Here is a 16,492-nt window from a genome sequence, read left to right on the forward strand (position 1 = left end):
TGTCCCGGCGCGGTCAGGCGCCGGGGCGGAGGGGAGGACTCAGGCCCGCTTCCAGCGGACGCCCTGCGGGGTATCTTCCAGCAGGATGCCTTCGCTGGCGAGCTGATCGCGGATGGCGTCGGAGCGGGCGAAGTCGCGGGCCCGCTTGGCGGCGGCGCGTTCCTCGATCAGGCCCTGGATGCGCACGTCGTCGTCGTTGGAGGCACCGCGCGCGAACCATTCGGCCGGCGCCTGCTGCAGCAGCCCCAGCGCGAAACCGGCGCCGAGCAGTTCCGCCTTCAGTCGCGCGCGGTCGTCGGCAGTGGAGGCCTTGCGGGCCTCGGCGGCGATGCGGGCCAGTTCGGCCAGCGCCAGCGGCGTGTTGAGGTCGTCGTCCAGCGCTTCCTCGATGGCGGCGGGAATCGAGTTGGCGGCGGAAGCCGGCGCATTGGCGTCGTGCAGATCCCGCAGCGTGCCGTACAGGCGATCCAGGGTTCGCACCGACTGCTCGATCAGCGCGTCCGACCAGTCCAGCGGCTGCCGGTAGTGTGCCGACAACAGGGCGTAGCGCAGCGCCTCGGGCGGGTGCTGTTCCAAGAGGTCGTGCACGCGTTCGATGTTGCCCAGCGACTTGCTCATCTTGGCGCCGCCGAAGTTGAGCATGCCGTTGTGCAGCCAGAACCGGGCGAAGGTCTTGCCGCCGTGGGCGCATTCGCTCTGCGCGATTTCGTTCTCGTGGTGCGGAAATTGCAGGTCCACGCCGCCGGCATGGATGTCGATGGTCTGGCCCAGGTGGGCCGCCGCCATCGCCGAGCATTCGATGTGCCAGCCGGGCCGGCCGCGGCCCCAGGGGGATTCCCAGCCCGGCAGTTCGTCGCTGGAGGGCTTCCACAGCACGAAATCGCCGGGATCGCGCTTGTAGGGCGCCACGTCCACGCGCGCGCCGGCCAGCATTTCCTCCGGGTCCCGGCGCGAGAGCTTGCCGTAGTCCGGGAACGAGGCCACCGCGAACAGTACGTGGCCCTCGGCCGCGTAAGCGTGCCCGCCGGCGATCAGGTCCTGGATCATCGCGACGATCTGCGGAATGTGGGCGGTCGCCTCGGGCTCGATGTCCGGCGGGGCGACGCCCAGCCGCGCCATGTCCTGACGGTAGGCGGCGGCGAAACGGTCGGTGATGGCACTGATCGGCACGCCCTGTTCCAGGGCCGCCGCGTTGATCTTGTCGTCCACGTCGGTGATGTTGCGGGCGTACCGCAGCGCGCCATGGCGCCGGCGCAGCAGCGCCGCCAGCACCCCGAACACCACCGGGCCGCGGGCGTTGCCGATGTGGACGTAGTTGTAGACCGTGGGCCCGCACACATACAGGGTGGGGCAGGCGGGATCGAGGGGGACGAAGTCCTCGACCCGGCGGGTGAGGTTGTTGTGGAGGCGAAGGCTCATCAGGCTGCGGCGTGGGGAAGCACGGTGATTCTACAGCCTGGCGGGGTCCGGCCGGCCGCCGGCCGGGCGCAGGAGGGGATGGTTCAGCCCCTCTCCAGCCTGGTCGCCTACACTAGTGCGCAGGGATTTCCACCAACGGGTCGCATGGGTCGTTTCCGTCATTGCTTGCTGCCACTGCTGATGTTGCCGATCGCCATGGGCGCGATGGCGCAGGAGCGCGTGGTCCAGGCGGAGAACGTGCGGCTGGACTACGCCCAGGTGCTCAACGTCGAGCCGGTCTACCAGACCCTGCGGGCCAGCCGGACCGAGGAAGTCTGCGACGAACTGCCCACGCTGCCGACCACCACGGTCCATCCGACCCGGGAACAGAGCCGCTGGGCGCGGTTCCTGGACTCCATCAAGGGTGTGTTCTCCGGCGACGACGAGGCCAAGGCGGAAGACGCCGACGCGCAGGCCGGCCAATCCACCGAACCGGCCAAGCTCAATTGCCGCAGCGTGCCGGTCGAGCGCGAGTTCCGCCGCCCCATCGCCTACGACGTGGACTACGTCTACAAGGGCACCAAGTACCGTTCCCGCCTGGCCGAGGATCCGGGCAACCGGCTCCGGATCCGGATTTCGGTGATGCCCTACGTGCCGACCGTGCCCCCGGTCGAGGCGCCCGCGCCCTGAGCCTTGCGCTGCGCCGCAGCACGTGCGAGGATTCGCCCCCTATGAAGATGAACGCCCACGCCCATGCTGACAGCGCGGCCCGCCAGGCCTCGGGCATGACCTCGCGTGCGCGTCGACCGGAATCCTGCTCCTAGCTGGGTCGCCCGGACGTTTTCGCCTGTCTTGACGGAACCCAGCCAGAGGCTGGGTTTTTTCGTTTTCCGCCCCCGAATTTCCGCAACATTCCCGAACCAGGATGCCTTGATGAAGCACTTCTTGAACACGCAGGACTGGAGCCGCGCCGAGCTGGATGCCTTGCTGGCGCAGGCGGCGCGATACAAGCAGGACAAGCTGGGCGATGCGCTGAAAGGCAAATCGATCGCGCTGGTGTTCTTCAATCCCTCCATGCGCACCCGCACCAGTTTCGAGCTGGGCGCCTTCCAGTTGGGCGGGCATGCGGTGGTCCTGCAGCCGGGCAAGGACGCGTGGCCGATCGAGTTCAACCTGGGCACGGTGATGGACGGCGATACCGAGGAGCACATCGCCGAGGTGGCGAAGGTGCTGGGCCGCTATGTCGACCTGATCGGCGTGCGCGCGTTCCCGAAGTTCATCGACTGGGCCCATGACCGCGAGGACATCGTGCTGAAGTCGTTCGCCAGGTATTCGCCGGTGCCGGTGATCAACATGGAGACGATCACCCATCCCTGCCAGGAACTGGCGCACGCGTTGGCGCTGCAGGAACACTTCGGCACCACCGATCTGCGCGGCAAGAAGTACGTGCTGACCTGGACCTATCATCCCAAGCCGCTGAACACCGCAGTGGCCAACTCGGCGCTGACCATCGCCACCCGGCTGGGCATGGACGTGACCCTGCTGTGCCCGACCCCGGACTACATCCTGGACGAGCGCTACATGGGTTGGGCCGAGCAGAACGTGGCCGAGAGCGGCGGCTCGCTGGCCGTCAGCCATGACATCGAAAGCGCCTACCGCGGCGCCGACGTGGTCTACGCCAAGAGCTGGGGCGCGCTGCCGTTCTTCGGCAACTGGGAGCCGGAAAAACCCATCCGCGACCAGTACAAGCACTTCATCGTCGACGAGGCCAAGATGGCGCTGACCAACAACGGCGTTTTCTCGCATTGCCTGCCGTTGCGCCGCAACGTCAAGGCCACCGACGCGGTGATGGATTCGCCGCAGTGCATCGCCATCGACGAGGCGGAGAACCGCCTGCATGTGCAGAAGGCGATCATGGCCGCGCTGATGAGCAGCCGGGATTCGTGATTCGGGATTGGGGATTCGCATGAGCGAATCCGGCGTCCCTGACCAACTTCAACTGAGAGATACCCCCATGTCGCAATCGAACGCTTCCACGAATCCCCAATCCCCGACCCCCAATCCCGGCTCCAAGGACATCGTCCTCGCCTTCTCCGGCGGCCTCGACACCAGCTTCTGCATTCCCTATCTGCAGGAGCGCGGCTGGGCCGTGCATACCGTGTTCGCCGACACCGGCGGCGTGGATGCCGAGGAACGCGCCTATATCGAACAGCGTGCCGCCGAACTGGGCGCGGCCAGCCACGTCACCGTGGATGGCGGCCCGGCGATCTGGAACGGCTTCGTCAAGCCGTTCGTGTGGGCGGGCGAGGGCTACCAGGGCCAGTATCCGCTGCTGGTCTCCGACCGTTACCTGATCGTCGATGCCGCGCTCAAGCGCGCCGCCGAACTTGGCACCAACGCGATTGCCCACGGCTGCACCGGCATGGGCAACGACCAGGTCCGCTTCGACCTGGCGGTCAAGGCGTCGGGCGACTACCGCATCGTCGCGCCGATCCGCGAAATCCAGAAAGAGCACACCCAGACCCGCGCCTACGAGCAGCAGTACCTGGAAGAGCGCGGGTTCGGCGTGCGCGCCAAGCAGAAGAGCTACACCATCAACGAGAACCTGCTGGGCGTGACCCTGTCCGGCGGCGAGATCGACAAGTGGGAAGCCCCGGGCGAAGGTGCGCGCGGCTGGTGCGCGCCGCGCAGCGAGTGGCCGGAGCAGGCCCTGCGCGTGACCGTCGGCTTCAAGCAGGGCGAAGCGGTGAGCCTGGACGGCCAGGCGCTGGACGGCGCCCAACTGCTGGCGAAGTTGAACGCGCTGTTTGCCCCGTATGGCGTGGGGCGTGGCATGTACACCGGCGACACCACCATCGGCCTGAAGGGCCGCATCGTGTACGAAGCACCGGGCCTGATCGCCCTGCTGGCGGCGCACCGCGCGCTGGAGGAGGCGGTGCTGACCAAGCAGCAGAACCGCTTCAAGCCGGAAGTGGCGCGCAAGTGGGTGGAAGTGGTGTACGAAGGCTTCTTCCACGATCCGATCAAGACCGACCTGGAAGCCTTCCTGGCGTCCTCGCAGGCGACCGTCAATGGCGAGGTCGTGCTGGAAACCCGCGGCGCCCGCGTCGACGCGGTGGCGGTGAAGTCGCCGCACCTGCTCAATGCAAAGGGCGCGACCTACGCCCAGTCGGCCGACTGGGGCGTGGAGGAGGCGGAAGGCTTCATCAAGCTGTTCGGCATGAGCAGCACGCTGTGGGCCGAGATCAACCGCTGATGGTCTTTCTGGCGCGAACGCGTTCGGGCTTGCGGGAAGCGTTGGATTTGGCGACCGTTGCTGGTGGCGCCGTCTCGTGTAGCGCGGCCGCGATCTCCGAGAATGGTTTCAGGAGTCACCAGGGCGTGCCGCTGACCCGCTTCTCCGATTCGATTTCGTTCGCGCATGTAGAAGATATCGCACGGGCGATCGCGACCATAGATGAGCATCATCCGGGTGTCCGGATATGGCTAGAACAGCACGAGACAAGGGCGGGCTCCAATGAGTGAGTTGCTTGAAAGCAGTTTGCGTCATCTCGAACAGTTGGTGTCCCACGACACCCGCAATCCGCCGCGCGCCATCACCACCGGCGGCATCTTCGACTACATCCGCGCGCAGTTGCTGGACTTCAATGTCGAGGTGATCGACCATGGTGCCGGCGCGGTGTCGCTGTTCGCCGTGCGCGGGCAGCCGAAGCGGGTGTTCAACGTGCACCTGGACACGGTGCCTTCGTCGCCGGCGTGGACCGCCGATCCGCTGAAGCTGCGGGTCGAGGGCGACCGTGCCATTGGCCTGGGCGCCTGCGACATCAAGGGCGCCGCCGCCGGCCTGATCGCCGCCGCGCAGGTCACCTCGGGCGACGCCGCGTTCCTGTTCTCCAGCGACGAGGAAGCCAACGACCCGCGCTGCATCGCGGCGTTCCTCGCACGCGATCATGGTTTCAGCGAAGCCATCGTCGCCGAGCCCACCCAGGGCCAGGCGGTGCTGGCGCATCGCGGCATCAGCGCGGTGCGGATGGCGTTCAAGGGGCAGGCCGGGCACGCTTCGGCCGAGAACGCGTTGTCGCTGAGCGCGCTGCACAACGCGATGCGCTGGGGCACCACCGCGCTGGATCATGTGCAGGCCCAGCACCACCTGCGTTTCGGTGGTCTGACCGGACTGCGCTTCAACATCGGCCGGGTCGAGGGCGGCATCAAGGCCAACATGATCGCGCCCAGCGCCGAAGTGCGGTTCGGCTTCCGGCCGCTGCCGTCGCAGGACATGGACGCGTTGCACGCGCAGTTCCGCGCGTTCGCCAACCCCGACGCGCTGGCCGAGTACGAGGAGACCTTCCGCGGCCCATCGCTGCCTTCAGGCGACGTCGCCCGCGCCGAGGAGCGACGCCTGGCCGCGCGCGATCTGGCCGACGAACTCGGCTTGCCGGTCGGCAACGCGGTGGACTTCTGGACCGAGGCCTCGCTGTTCTCGCAGGCCGGCCTGACCGCGCTGGTGTACGGCCCGGGCGACATCGCCCAGGCGCATACCGCCGACGAATGGGTCGCGCTCGACCAGCTTCAACACTACGCCGCCACCGTGCAGCGGATTTTCACCGCATAACCGAGACCCGCAGAAACGATGGAATCGAACAAGCAAACCCGGCAGACCATCATCCGGCTGCTCTCCAGCATGGCCAGCGCGAAGGAGATTTCGCAGTACGTCAAGCGCTTCTCGCAGCTGGACGCCAAGCGCTTCGCCGTGGTCAAGGTCGGCGGCGCGGTGTTGCGCGACGACCTGGAGGCGCTGACCTCCTCGCTGACCTTCCTGCAGGAAGTCGGCCTGACCCCGATCGTCGTGCACGGCGCCGGCCCGCAGCTGGACGAGGAGATGAACGCCGCCGGCATCGTCAAGCAGACCGTCAACGGCCTGCGCGTGACCACGCCGGAAGTGCTGGCGATCGTGCGCAAGGTGTTCCTGCAGCAGAACCTGGCGCTGGTGGAGGCCCTGCAGCAGGGCGGCGCGCGGGCGACCTCGATCGTGTCCGGCGTGTTCGAGGCCGAATACAAGGACCAGCCGACCTACGGCCTGGTCGGCGACGTCACCCGCATCAACCTGGCGCCGATCGAGGCCAGCCTGCACGCCGGGTCGATTCCGGTCATCGCCAGCATGGGCGAGACCGTCGGCGGGCAGATCCTCAACATCAACGCCGATTTCGCCGCCAACGAACTGGTGCAGGTGCTGCAACCCTACAAGATCATCTTCCTGACCGGCACCGGTGGCTTGCTGGGCGCTGACGGCAAGGTCATCGACTCGATCAACCTGTCCACCGAGTACGACGAGCTGATGGCGCAGCCGTGGATCAACGGCGGCATGCGGGTGAAGATCGAGCAGATCAAGGACCTGCTGGACAAGTTGCCGCTGACCTCGTCGGTGTCGATCACCAAGCCGGCGGAACTGGCCAAGGAACTGTTCACCCATCGCGGCTCCGGCACGCTGGTGCGGCGCGGCGAACGGGTGCTGCGCTTCGATTCCTGGGAAGGCGTGGATCGGCAGCGCCTGCGCGAGCTGATCGAATCGAGTTTCGGGCGGCGCCTGCTGCCGGACTATTTCGAGCGCACCGCGCCGCATCGCGTCTACATCAGCGAGAACTATCGCACTGCGCTGATCCTGACCCACGAGGACGGCTTCGCCTACCTGGACAAGTTCGCGGTGCTCGACGACGCGCAGGGCGAAGGCCTCGGGCGTGCGGTCTGGCACGTAATGCGCGAGGAAAACCCGCAGCTGTTCTGGCGTTCGCGCCACAACAACCCGGTCAACATCTTCTACTACGCCGAGTCCGACGGCTGCTACAAGCAGGAGAAGTGGAAGGTGTTCTGGTACGGCATCGACAGCTTCGACGACATCGAGCGTTGCGTGGCCCATTGCCGCACGCGCCAGCCGACCCTGGTGGATTGAGATGACGACGGACACGACTGGCCTCTGGCAGCAGGTTCCCCGGCTGGAAGGACGCCACGCACGCCTGGAGCCGCTGCAGCGCGCACACGCGGACGGCCTGCGCGCGGCACTGGAAGGCGATGCCCTGGCCGCGCTCTGGTACACCAATGTGCCGCGCGCGGCCGAGGTCGACACCTACCTGGATGGCGTGTTCGCCACCCAGGCGCAGGGCAGGATCCTGCCGTTCGTGGTGCGGGATGCCGCCGGCGACATCGTCGGCAGTACGCGCTTCTATGATCTGGAACCCACGGTGCCGCGCGTCAGCATCGGCTACACCTGGTACGCGCCGCGGGTGCAGCGTACCGGCCTCAATACCGAAGCCAAACTCCTGCTCTTGACCCATGCGTTCGAAACGCTGGGCTGCATCAGCGTGATGTTCGAGACCAGCTGGTTCAACCAGCGCTCGCGCGCGGCCATCGCCCGCCTGGGCGCGAAACAGGACGGCGTGCTGCGCAACCATCGGCGTCATGCCGATGGCAGCCCGCGCGATACCGTCATTTTCTCCATCCTCGACAACGAATGGCCGGCGGTGAAGCGCAACCTGCTTTCGCGCCTGGCCCAGCATGAGTCCTCCCCATGAAAACCGTCGGCATCGTCGGCGCGCGCGGACATACCGGCGCCGAACTGATCAAACTGATTGCCCGCCATCCGCAACTGGAACTGGCGTTCGTGTCCTCGCGCGAGCTGGACGGACAGAAAGTCAGCGACCACATCGCCGATTTCGCCGGCGGACTGCGCTACGAAAACCTCAGCCATGAACAGGTCGGCGGCAGGGGCGCCGACGCCGTGATCCTGGCGCTGCCCAACGGCAAGGCGGCCGAACTGGTCGCCGCCATCGATACGCAGGCGCCGGAGACGGTGGTGGTGGACCTGTCCGCCGATTATCGCTTCAACTCCGACTGGTACTACGGCCTGCCGGAACTGACGCGCGACGCCTATGCCGGGCAGAAACGCATCAGCAATCCAGGCTGCTATGCCACCGCGATGCAACTGGCGATCGCGCCGGTGCTGGACCAACTGGCAGGCCCCCCCCAGTGCTTTGGTGTTTCTGGCTACTCCGGCGCCGGCACCACGCCGTCGGACAAGAACAATGTCGAGCTGCTGCGCGACAACCTGATGCCGTACGCGCTGACCGATCACATGCACGAACGCGAGGTCAGCCGGCACCTGGGCGTGCCGGTGGAGTTCATGCCGCACGTGGCGCCGCATTTTCGCGGCATCACCATGACGGTCAACCTGTATCTGCAACAGGCGGTCAAGCGGGACGACATGCGCGATCTGTACGGGCAGCGTTACGCCGGCGAACCGCTCGTCCGCGTTACCGATGACGCGCCATGGGTGAGTCGCATCGCCGGCCGGCATGGTGTGGAAATCGGTGGATTCACCGTGGCGCCGGGTGGCAAGCGCATCGTGGTGGTGGCGACCCTGGACAACCTGCTGAAGGGCGCGGCGACCCAGGCAATGCAGAACCTCAACCGCGCCTTCGGCTTCGACGAACTGGAGAGCATTCCGGTGGACACATTCCATCACGAGGAGGGCAGGGCATGAGCGACCTGTTGTGGCAGAAGCCCGGCATCACGGTCGACGCGGAAATCCAGCGGTTCCTGGCCGGCGACGACGTGTTGCTGGATCGCGAATTCTTCCTGCACGACATCCAGGCCAGTACCGCGCATGCGGAGGGGCTGCAACATATCGGCATCCTGTCGGCGGACGAGCTGGCCGGGCTGAAGCGCGAGCTGGCTGCACTGGCCGAGGATTTCAGCACCGGCCGCTTCGTACTGGACGAGCGCTACGAGGACGGCCATTCCGCCATCGAGGCGCGGTTGACCGAGCGTCTGGGCGACGCCGGCCGCAAGATCCACACCGGCCGCAGCCGCAACGACCAGATCCTGGTCGCCACCCGCCTGTGGCTGAAGGAAAAGCTGGCGCGCACGGCGGCGCTGTGCCGCGAGGTCGCCAAGGTCGCCCTGGATCGCGCGGTGGCCGAGCAATCGCTGCCGCTGCCCGGCTACACCCATATCCAGCGGGCGGTGGTGTCGTCGGCGGGCATGTGGTGGGCCGGCTGGACCGAGGCGTTCATCGACAACGCCATCCGTGCCGGCGATACCCTCAAACTGGTCGATGCCAATCCGCTGGGCACCGCGGCCGGCTATGGCGTTAATCTGAAGCTGGATCGCGAGCACACCACCGTGGCGCTTGGCTTCGAGCGCATGCAGATCAGCCCCATCTACGCGCAACTCTCGCGCGGAAAGTTCGAGATGGCCGCGCTGGAAGCACTCGGCGCCGCGACCCTGGACCTACGCCGCATCGCCTGGGATCTGTCGCTGTTCACCAGCGCCGAATTCGGTTTCGTCGCGCTGCCTGCGCAGTACACCACCGGCAGTTCGATCATGCCGAACAAGCGCAATCCCGATGTGATCGAACTGATGCGCGCCACCCACGCCAGCGTGGCGGCGGCGCGCACCGAGATCGAACAGTTGCTGTCGCTGCCATCCGGCTACCACCGCGATCTGCAGGCCAGCAAGGGTGCCATCTTCCATGGCTTCAGTCGCGGCCTGCCGGCGCTGGAACTGTTGCCGGCGTTGCTGGCCAACCTGGAATGGCGCGAGGACCGGCTGCGCGCGGCGATCGATTCGGGCATGTACGCGACCGACGTGGCGGTGGAAGCCGCGGTGGCGGGCATACCCTTCCGCGAGGCCTACAAGGCCGCTGCCGCGGCGGCGGACACGGCCGGGCAGGGACGTACCCCGGAAGGCAGCCTGGATGCGCGGGTGTCGCCGGGCGCCGCCGCCGACCTGCGGCTGGATACCCTGCGCCGGCGCCTGGTCGCGTTGGAGGGTTGACTCATGTCGCCGGTCAGTCGCGCCAATGCCGAACACTACGCGTGGGGCCAGGGCTGCGATGGCTGGCATCTGCTCAAGGATGCGGGCCTGAGCGTGATCGAGGAGCGGATGCCGCCGGGTACGGCGGAAGTCAGGCACTTCCACGCCCAGGCGCGCCAGTTCTTCTACGTGCTGGATGGGCAGGCCGAACTGGAAGTGGAAGGCGCCGTTTCCCTGCTCCAGGCCGGACAGGGGCTGCACGTCGCGCCGGGGCAGGCGCACCGGATGCGCAACCGTGGCGGCACGGATGCGCGCTTCCTGGTGATTTCGTCCCCGCGTGCGCACGGCGATCGCCATCCCGCGCCGGAGAATCGTGCATGAAGACCCGCTACCTGGTGATGGCGATGCGGACGCCGGACTTCCGCGATGACGTCATCGCGCCGCACCACGCTTTCCTGGATGGCCTGCGCGAGGCGGGCCTGCTGGAAATGACCGGCGGTTTCAGTGATCGCAGCGGCGGCGCCTATCTGCTGGCGGGCATCGGTTCGCTCGATGAGGCACGCGCCATCGCCGCGCGCGATCCGCTGGCGATCACCGGCAGTTCGCTGCTGACCGTGTACGAATGGAACACCCGTTGAAGAAGCCGCCACCGAGTCCGACATGAGCCACGCCGCCATTCCGTTCGCTGCGCAGACCCTGCCGACGTGGAAGCGCGCGGTGCTGAAGGTCGGCAGCAGCCTGCTGGCCAACGAAGGCGAGGGGCTGAGCCCGAGGCATGCGCTCAATCTTGCGCAGTTCGTGTCCTCCAGCTTGCTGGTCGGCCGTGAAGTGGTGATCGTGTCCTCCGGCGCGGTCGCCGCCGGACGCGGGTTGCTGCATCGCAAGCCGGCCGCGGGCGTCGCGATGGCGGAACGGCAGGCGCTGGCCGCGCTCGGGCAGGCGCAGCTGATTGGCCTGTGGCAGCGCTTCTTCGAGCGTCCGGTCGCGCAGGTGCTGCTCACCCATGACGATTTGCGCAACCGCCGGCGCTATCTCAACGCCCGCGCCACCCTGCAGGAACTGCTGGCGCTGGGCGCGTTGCCGGTCATCAACGAGAACGACACCGTGTCGGTGGACGAACTGAAGCTGGGCGACAACGACAACCTGGCCGCGGTGGTGGCGGCGCTGGTCGATGCGGATGCGCTGTTCATCGCCACCGACATCGACGGTTTCTATTCGGCCAACCCGCGCACGCATGCGGATGCGAGGCCCATACTCGACGTGGAAGCGTTGACGCCCGAATTCTTCGCCATGGCCGGTGGCGCCGGCAGCGGGGTCGGCACCGGCGGCATGCACACCAAGCTCGAAGCCGCGGCCAAGGCGGCGGCGGCCGGTATCGAAACCTTCCTGTTCAACGGTACCCGCGCCGAGACCCTGTCCGCGCTGGCGGCCGGGCGCCTGCACGGCACCCGCTTCCGACCGGCCCAGAACCGCCTTGCCGCGCGCAAGTACTGGCTGCGCAACGTACCGGTGGAAACCGGCGCGATCCTGGTCGATGCCGGTGCGGCCGGCGCGGTGCGCGAGCGCGGTGCTTCGCTGCTGCCGGGGGGCGTGGTCGGCGCCGAAGGCGATTTCCGTCGCGGCGACATGGTCGAGGTGCGCCTGCGCGAGGGCGGTGACCAGTGCATCGCGCGCGGCGTGAGCCAGTACTCGGCCATCGACATCCGCCGCATCGCCCGCCGGCACTCGCGCGAGATCGAGGCCATACTCGGCTACAGCTACGGCGAGAACGTCGTGCACCGCGATGATCTGGTCGTGCTCTGAGCCGGCCATACGAATACCAGCAACGGGACCGAACACGATGAGCACCATCCAGCAACAGGCCCTGCAATGCCGCGACGCCGCGCATTCCATCGCGCAGCTGTCCAGCGACGCCAAGAACACGCTGCTGCGGGCGATGGCCGACGCGCTGGAGGCCGACCGCGAAGCGATCCTGGCCGCCAACGCGCGCGACATGGAAGCCGCCGCCGCCAAGGGTATCACCGGCGCGATGCTGGATCGGCTGAAGCTCGACGACAAGCGCCTGGCCGGGATCGCATCCGCCGTGCGCGAAGTGGCGGATCTGCCGGATCCGGTCGGGCAGGTGACCCGCGAGGAAATCCGCCCCAACGGGATCCGCATCCGGCGCGTACGCGTGCCGCTCGGCGTGGTGGCGATGATCTACGAAGCGCGTCCCAACGTCACCGCGGACGCGGCCACGTTGTGCCTGAAGGCCGGCAACGGGGTGATCCTGCGCGGTGGCTCGGAGGCGATCCATTCCAACACCGCCATCGCGGCTGTGCTGCGCGGCGCGCTGCGTGCGCAGGGCCTGCCGGAGGCGGCGCTGACCCTGGTCGAGGATCTGCGGCGGGAGACCATGGTTGAACTGCTGCAACTCAACGACGTCATCGATCTGGCGATCCCGCGCGGTGGCGAAGGACTGATCCGGTTCGTCGCCGAACACGCGCGGGTGCCGGTGATCAAGCATTACAAGGGCGTCTGCCATCTGTTCGTGGACGCCAGCGCGGATCCGCAACTGGCCCTGCGCCTGCTGCTCGACGGCAAGGCTTCCCGGCCGGGCGTGTGCAATGCGCTGGAGACCCTGCTGGTGCACGGTGACATCGCCCCGGTCTTCCTGCCGCTGGCGGCGGAAGCGCTGCGTGGTCGCGGCGTGCAACTGCGTGCAGACGAGGCGGCGCGGAACTGGATGCCGGAAGCGGCGGCGGCGACCGAGGACGACTACGCGGCCGAATTCCTCGATCTGATTCTCGCGGTGCGGGTGGTGGACGACCTGGAACAGGCCATCGCGCATATCCGCCGGTTCGGTTCCGATCACACCGAGGTGATCGCCACCAACGACGCGGGCAACGCGGACCGGTTCGTGCAGGCGCTGCGTTCGGCGGTGGTGATGGTCAACGCCTCGTCACGCTTCAGCGACGGCGGCGAACTGGGGCTGGGCGCGGAAATCGGCATCTCGACCACCCGCCTGCACGCCTACGGCCCGATGGGCGCCGAGTCGCTGACGGTCGAACGCTTTGTCGTCCGCGGCGAAGGCCAGGTCCGCCACCCCGACCTGCTGTAGAGCGGAGCTCGCTCCGCTCCGTCGGTTTCGGATGGAAGAGCAGCCGAGCAAGCTCGGCTCTACGCTTCTACCAATCCCGAATCCCGATTCCCCAATCCCGGCCCCTCACCACGTATCCTCCAGGAACCGCGGCTTGCAGGCCAGGTAGCCACCCACCAGCAGCACGCCAATGCACAGCACCAGGAAACCGAACGGCCACGACCAGCCGTGGGTATGCTCGTGCAGCAGGCCGAACATCAGCGGTCCCAGGCAGGACAGCGAATAGCCCACGCCCTGCATGAAGCCAGACAGCGACGCGGATCCGGCCGGTGTGCGCGTGCGCAGGTTGATCATCGTCAGCGCCAGCGGGAAGGTACTGGGTCCCATGCCCAGCAGCGCCACCCACAGGGCCGGCGCGGCCATCGGTGCCCACAGCAGGCCGGAAAAGGCGACCGCGTAGAATGCCGCGCACGCGAGCACGACCGTATAGGGATTGCGCATCCGCACCGCCAGCGCCGGCATCGTCAACGACGCGACCAGGCCGAGCGCGGAAAACAGGCCGACCATCGTGCCGCCCAGCGCTTCGCTGCCGCCGGCCTCGATCAGCAACTTCGGCAACCAGGTGAACATCGAATACGTCACCAGCGAGGTCATGCCGAACATCAGCGCCATGCCCCAGGCGACCGGCGATCGCCAGACCCGGCCGCGTGCGGCGGGCGCGGACAGTTCCGGTGCCTCGTCGCCGCCGGTGACGGCCTGGTCATGCATTTGCGCCATCGGCGTGTCGTGGCGCCGTTCGATCCACAGCACGCCGATCCACGGCAGCGCCGCGGCCACCGCGAACAGTGACCACAGGCCCAGCGAAATCTGCCAGTTGCTGGCCGCCATCACCGGCACGGCCAGCAGGGCCGGCAGGATGGTGCCGGCTTGCAGGACGGTGATGTAGAGGGTGCTGACCGTGCCCACACGGTCGGCAAAGTAGCGCTTCACCAGCGGGGGCAGCACGATGTTGCCGATGCCCATGCCGGCCAGCGCCACCGCCGAGGCGGCAAGCAGCGCGCCGCTGCCACCGGCCAGGCTGCGCAGCAGCAGGCCGACGGCGGCCAGCGCCATCGCCAGCAGCGCGGTGCGTTCCAGGCCGATGCGGTGGGCGATGCCGGGCGTGAGCACGCCGAACAGCGCGAACGCGGCGGTCGGCAACATGCCGAACACGCCGGTCATGGTGGCGCCGAAACCGAACAGGTGGCCCAACTGGTCCAGCAGCGGCGTCAGCGAGGTCACCGCCGTGCGCAGGTTGAACGCGGACAGCACGATGCCGGCCAGGATCAGGCCACGTCCGGACCATAGCGGAACGGAGGAACCCGGTGGGGAGGGGGAAGTCGAGGGGGAGGCGTGTTGCGGGGATTTCATCGCCCGCATTATCGCCGATGCGCGCTGGCGACGGTGTGCCGCCAAGGCGACACACCGTCCCGGCAATCCCGTGCGAGGTCCGCGATCAGCCGCCGGTGTTGGCGCTCAGGGCCGGACGGCTCATCGATTCGGGAATCGCGTGATCGTTCATGTGCAGCAGGGTGACCTTGGACTGGCCAAGCTGATTCGCCAGCGCCAGGCTAGCGCCCAGGCGTTCTGCCACCTCGTCCACGCCCACGTCCTCCTGCGGGCTGCGCCGATCCTGGGAAGCGAAGCGCCAGCGGTTGTACTCGGCCCAACCGATCAGTGCGAGTGCGCAGACCGCGGCCATCACCGGGATGGCGACGATCAGGAACGGTTCCACCTGGTGCTGGCGCGTGTACAGCTCGAAGAACGCCGTGCGCACGCCCAGCAGCCACAGGATCAGGGTGACCAGTGGCAGCCACAGGTAGATGTACAACCCCCAGAAGGCGGCGGTGACGAAGCCCCACGCAGCGCGCTTCAGGCGCGGCTGGGCATACGGTTTGCGGATGAGGCGGGAATCGTATTTCATCGGATACCTCGATCAGGACTGACCCACGTGGCGCGCTTGCCGCGCCGTTTCAACAAGGTCTTGGGAAGCGCGACCACGGTGGTGAACAGGCTCAGCAGCCAGTACGCCATCGGGTACCAGATCATCCAGAAGTAATTGCGGCCGACCTGGGTTTCGTAACGGCGGTCGATGATGATGCTGCTGGCGAACTGCGCCATGCAGACCATCGCCAGGATCACGCCGTGCCAAGAGGGCAGGATGGTGTGCACGTACAGCGCCGGCGGCAGGGCGATGAACTTGCCCAGCGCCCACAGCACGATGATCAGCAGCATCGTGTAGGCCCACAGCACACTGAGCAGGTACTCGAGCAGGACGCCCCACATCCGCCGCTTGCGCCAGCTGAGGAAGTCGCGGCCGTGGCGCAGCAGCACTTCCACGCCACCCTGCGCCCAGCGCAGGCGCTGCCGCCACAGGCCCTTCAGGGTCTCCGGCATCAGGATGAAGCACAGCGCGTTCGGCTCGTAGCGGATGTCCCAGTGATCCAGTTGCAGGCGCCAACTGATGTCGATGTCCTCGGTCACCATGTCATCGGCCCAGTAGCCGATACGGTGCAGGGCGGTGCGGCGGAACGCGCTGATCACGCCGGAGACGGTGAAGATGCGTCCATACACGCGCTGGGCGCGCTTGATCATGCCGATGATCGAGGAGAACTCGCCGACCTGCAGCCGGCCCAGCAGGGTCGAGCGGTTGCGGATGCGCGGGTTGCCGGTGACCGCGCCCACGCGCGGGCCGGAGGTCAGGTGCCAGACCATCCAGTGCGCGGCGTATTCGTCCAGCAGCGCATCGCCGTCGATGCAGACCAGGTATTCGGACTGCGCGGCGAGCGCGCCCATGCGCAGCGCGTTGGCCTTGCCCAGGTTGCGATCCAGGTGGATCACCCGCAGCCGGTCGTGGCGCTCGGCCATGGCATTGAGTGCGGCGGCGGTGTTGTCGCGGCTGCCGTCGTTGATCGCGATGACCTCGAAGTCGGGATACTTCTGCAGCAGCGCGCTGCCGATGGTTTCCTCCGCGTTGTCACCCTCGTTGTGGCAGGGGATGAGGATCGAAACCTTCGGGAAGGCGGCCAGCGGCGGCGGATCGGTGCGCTGGCGCGCGTGGCGCTCGCGACGGAAGTAGTAGTACAACCCGCCCGACATCCAGAAGAACGACATGATGATCGGATACAGGAAGGCGAATTCGAAAAGGACGGCGAGGATCTTGTCCAT

The 16,492-nt window shown here is 67.4% G+C and carries 17 protein-coding genes; 13 read left to right on the forward strand and 4 right to left on the reverse strand.

The window, feature by feature from the left end; genetic code table 11:
- Positions 1 to 39: 39 nt before the first annotated feature.
- Entirely contained in the window at positions 40 to 1,419 is a 1,380-nt protein-coding gene (gene cysS / locus IQ458_RS10205; RefSeq protein ID WP_203322707.1) for a cysteine--tRNA ligase, read from the reverse strand.
- A 180-nt stretch (positions 1,420 to 1,599) separates the two neighbouring features.
- Between cysS and IQ458_RS10210 the strand changes: the two genes are divergently transcribed.
- The 13 genes from IQ458_RS10210 to IQ458_RS10270 all read left to right on the forward strand — a co-directional run bounded on the left by IQ458_RS10210 (position 1,600) and on the right by IQ458_RS10270 (position 13,306).
- On the forward strand, positions 1,600 to 2,088 hold the full coding sequence (locus IQ458_RS10210) for a hypothetical protein (protein WP_225562472.1): 489 nt from the start codon (positions 1,600 to 1,602) through the stop codon (positions 2,086 to 2,088).
- Positions 2,089 to 2,331: 243 nt separating this feature from the next.
- Positions 2,332 to 3,345 (forward strand): N-acetylornithine carbamoyltransferase, encoded by a 1,014-nt coding sequence (locus IQ458_RS10215; protein ID WP_203322708.1) that lies wholly within the window; start codon positions 2,332 to 2,334, stop codon positions 3,343 to 3,345.
- A gap of 67 nt (positions 3,346 to 3,412) precedes the next feature.
- Entirely contained in the window at positions 3,413 to 4,654 is a 1,242-nt protein-coding gene (locus tag IQ458_RS10220; RefSeq protein WP_183637316.1) for an argininosuccinate synthase, read from the forward strand.
- A complete protein-coding gene (locus IQ458_RS10225) occupies positions 4,654 to 4,923 on the forward strand; it encodes a hypothetical protein (RefSeq protein ID WP_203322709.1) in 270 nt (89 codons plus the stop codon). Before IQ458_RS10220 ends, IQ458_RS10225 begins: the two co-directional genes overlap by 1 nt.
- Positions 4,916 to 6,010 (forward strand): acetylornithine deacetylase, encoded by a 1,095-nt coding sequence (locus IQ458_RS10230; RefSeq protein WP_203322710.1) that lies wholly within the window; start codon positions 4,916 to 4,918, stop codon positions 6,008 to 6,010. The genes IQ458_RS10225 and IQ458_RS10230 overlap by 8 nt, the downstream gene beginning before the upstream one ends.
- Before the next feature lie 18 nt (positions 6,011 to 6,028).
- Entirely contained in the window at positions 6,029 to 7,345 is a 1,317-nt protein-coding gene (locus IQ458_RS10235; RefSeq protein WP_183637310.1) for an acetylglutamate kinase, read from the forward strand.
- A 1-nt stretch (position 7,346) separates the two neighbouring features.
- On the forward strand, positions 7,347 to 7,964 hold the full coding sequence (locus IQ458_RS10240; protein WP_203322711.1) for a GNAT family N-acetyltransferase: 618 nt from the start codon (positions 7,347 to 7,349) through the stop codon (positions 7,962 to 7,964).
- Complete coding sequence (gene argC / locus IQ458_RS10245) at positions 7,961 to 8,932, forward strand: N-acetyl-gamma-glutamyl-phosphate reductase (protein WP_203322712.1); 972 nt, start codon at positions 7,961 to 7,963, stop codon at positions 8,930 to 8,932. Before IQ458_RS10240 ends, argC begins: the two co-directional genes overlap by 4 nt.
- A complete protein-coding gene (gene argH / locus IQ458_RS10250) occupies positions 8,929 to 10,227 on the forward strand; it encodes an argininosuccinate lyase (RefSeq protein ID WP_203322713.1) in 1,299 nt (432 codons plus the stop codon). The genes argC and argH overlap by 4 nt, the downstream gene beginning before the upstream one ends.
- A gap of 3 nt (positions 10,228 to 10,230) precedes the next feature.
- Positions 10,231 to 10,587: a cupin domain-containing protein gene (locus tag IQ458_RS10255; RefSeq protein WP_203322714.1), complete on the forward strand. Its 357-nt coding sequence runs from the start codon at positions 10,231 to 10,233 to the stop codon at positions 10,585 to 10,587.
- On the forward strand, positions 10,584 to 10,844 hold the full coding sequence (locus IQ458_RS10260; RefSeq protein WP_203322715.1) for a YciI family protein: 261 nt from the start codon (positions 10,584 to 10,586) through the stop codon (positions 10,842 to 10,844). The genes IQ458_RS10255 and IQ458_RS10260 overlap by 4 nt, the downstream gene beginning before the upstream one ends.
- Positions 10,845 to 10,866: 22 nt before the next feature.
- Positions 10,867 to 12,009, forward strand: coding sequence for a glutamate 5-kinase (gene proB, locus IQ458_RS10265; RefSeq protein WP_203322716.1), 1,143 nt, complete (start codon positions 10,867 to 10,869; stop codon positions 12,007 to 12,009).
- Between the two features lie 37 nt (positions 12,010 to 12,046).
- Positions 12,047 to 13,306 (forward strand): glutamate-5-semialdehyde dehydrogenase, encoded by a 1,260-nt coding sequence (locus IQ458_RS10270; protein ID WP_203322717.1) that lies wholly within the window; start codon positions 12,047 to 12,049, stop codon positions 13,304 to 13,306.
- A gap of 105 nt (positions 13,307 to 13,411) precedes the next feature.
- On the opposite strand, the gene IQ458_RS10275 is transcribed toward IQ458_RS10270, so the two are convergent.
- From IQ458_RS10275 to pgaC, 3 genes are all read right to left on the reverse strand, one after another.
- A complete protein-coding gene (locus IQ458_RS10275) occupies positions 13,412 to 14,695 on the reverse strand; it encodes a CynX/NimT family MFS transporter (RefSeq protein WP_203322718.1) in 1,284 nt (427 codons plus the stop codon).
- A gap of 85 nt (positions 14,696 to 14,780) precedes the next feature.
- On the reverse strand, positions 14,781 to 15,248 hold the full coding sequence (gene pgaD, locus IQ458_RS10280; RefSeq protein ID WP_183637285.1) for a poly-beta-1,6-N-acetyl-D-glucosamine biosynthesis protein PgaD: 468 nt from the start codon (positions 15,246 to 15,248) through the stop codon (positions 14,781 to 14,783).
- Positions 15,245 to 16,492, reverse strand: coding sequence for a poly-beta-1,6-N-acetyl-D-glucosamine synthase (pgaC, locus tag IQ458_RS10285; RefSeq protein WP_203322719.1), 1,248 nt, complete (start codon positions 16,490 to 16,492; stop codon positions 15,245 to 15,247). The genes pgaD and pgaC overlap by 4 nt, the downstream gene beginning before the upstream one ends.

The sequence above is a fragment of the Pseudoxanthomonas beigongshangi genome (genome assembly GCF_016820515.1).
GTDB lineage: Bacteria > Pseudomonadota > Gammaproteobacteria > Xanthomonadales > Xanthomonadaceae > Pseudoxanthomonas_A > Pseudoxanthomonas_A beigongshangi.

Coding starts and splice junctions, on each gene's coding strand:
- pgaC (WP_203322719.1), bottom strand. CDS start 16,492: ATGGACAAGATCCTCGCCGTCCTTTTCGAATTCGCCTTCCTGTATCCG.
- pgaD (WP_183637285.1), bottom strand. CDS start 15,248: ATGAAATACGATTCCCGCCTCATCCGCAAACCGTATGCCCAGCCGCGC.
- proB (WP_203322716.1), top strand. CDS start 10,867: ATGAGCCACGCCGCCATTCCGTTCGCTGCGCAGACCCTGCCGACGTGG.
- IQ458_RS10260 (WP_203322715.1), top strand. CDS start 10,584: ATGAAGACCCGCTACCTGGTGATGGCGATGCGGACGCCGGACTTCCGC.
- IQ458_RS10240 (WP_203322711.1), top strand. CDS start 7,347: ATGACGACGGACACGACTGGCCTCTGGCAGCAGGTTCCCCGGCTGGAA.
- argH (WP_203322713.1), top strand. CDS start 8,929: ATGAGCGACCTGTTGTGGCAGAAGCCCGGCATCACGGTCGACGCGGAA.
- IQ458_RS10255 (WP_203322714.1), top strand. CDS start 10,231: ATGTCGCCGGTCAGTCGCGCCAATGCCGAACACTACGCGTGGGGCCAG.
- IQ458_RS10275 (WP_203322718.1), bottom strand. CDS start 14,695: ATGAAATCCCCGCAACACGCCTCCCCCTCGACTTCCCCCTCCCCACCG.
- IQ458_RS10225 (WP_203322709.1), top strand. CDS start 4,654: ATGGTCTTTCTGGCGCGAACGCGTTCGGGCTTGCGGGAAGCGTTGGAT.
- IQ458_RS10235 (WP_183637310.1), top strand. CDS start 6,029: ATGGAATCGAACAAGCAAACCCGGCAGACCATCATCCGGCTGCTCTCC.
- argC (WP_203322712.1), top strand. CDS start 7,961: ATGAAAACCGTCGGCATCGTCGGCGCGCGCGGACATACCGGCGCCGAA.
- cysS (WP_203322707.1), bottom strand. CDS start 1,419: ATGAGCCTTCGCCTCCACAACAACCTCACCCGCCGGGTCGAGGACTTC.
- IQ458_RS10220 (WP_183637316.1), top strand. CDS start 3,413: ATGTCGCAATCGAACGCTTCCACGAATCCCCAATCCCCGACCCCCAAT.
- IQ458_RS10210 (WP_225562472.1), top strand. CDS start 1,600: ATGTTGCCGATCGCCATGGGCGCGATGGCGCAGGAGCGCGTGGTCCAG.
- IQ458_RS10215 (WP_203322708.1), top strand. CDS start 2,332: ATGAAGCACTTCTTGAACACGCAGGACTGGAGCCGCGCCGAGCTGGAT.
- IQ458_RS10270 (WP_203322717.1), top strand. CDS start 12,047: ATGAGCACCATCCAGCAACAGGCCCTGCAATGCCGCGACGCCGCGCAT.
- IQ458_RS10230 (WP_203322710.1), top strand. CDS start 4,916: ATGAGTGAGTTGCTTGAAAGCAGTTTGCGTCATCTCGAACAGTTGGTG.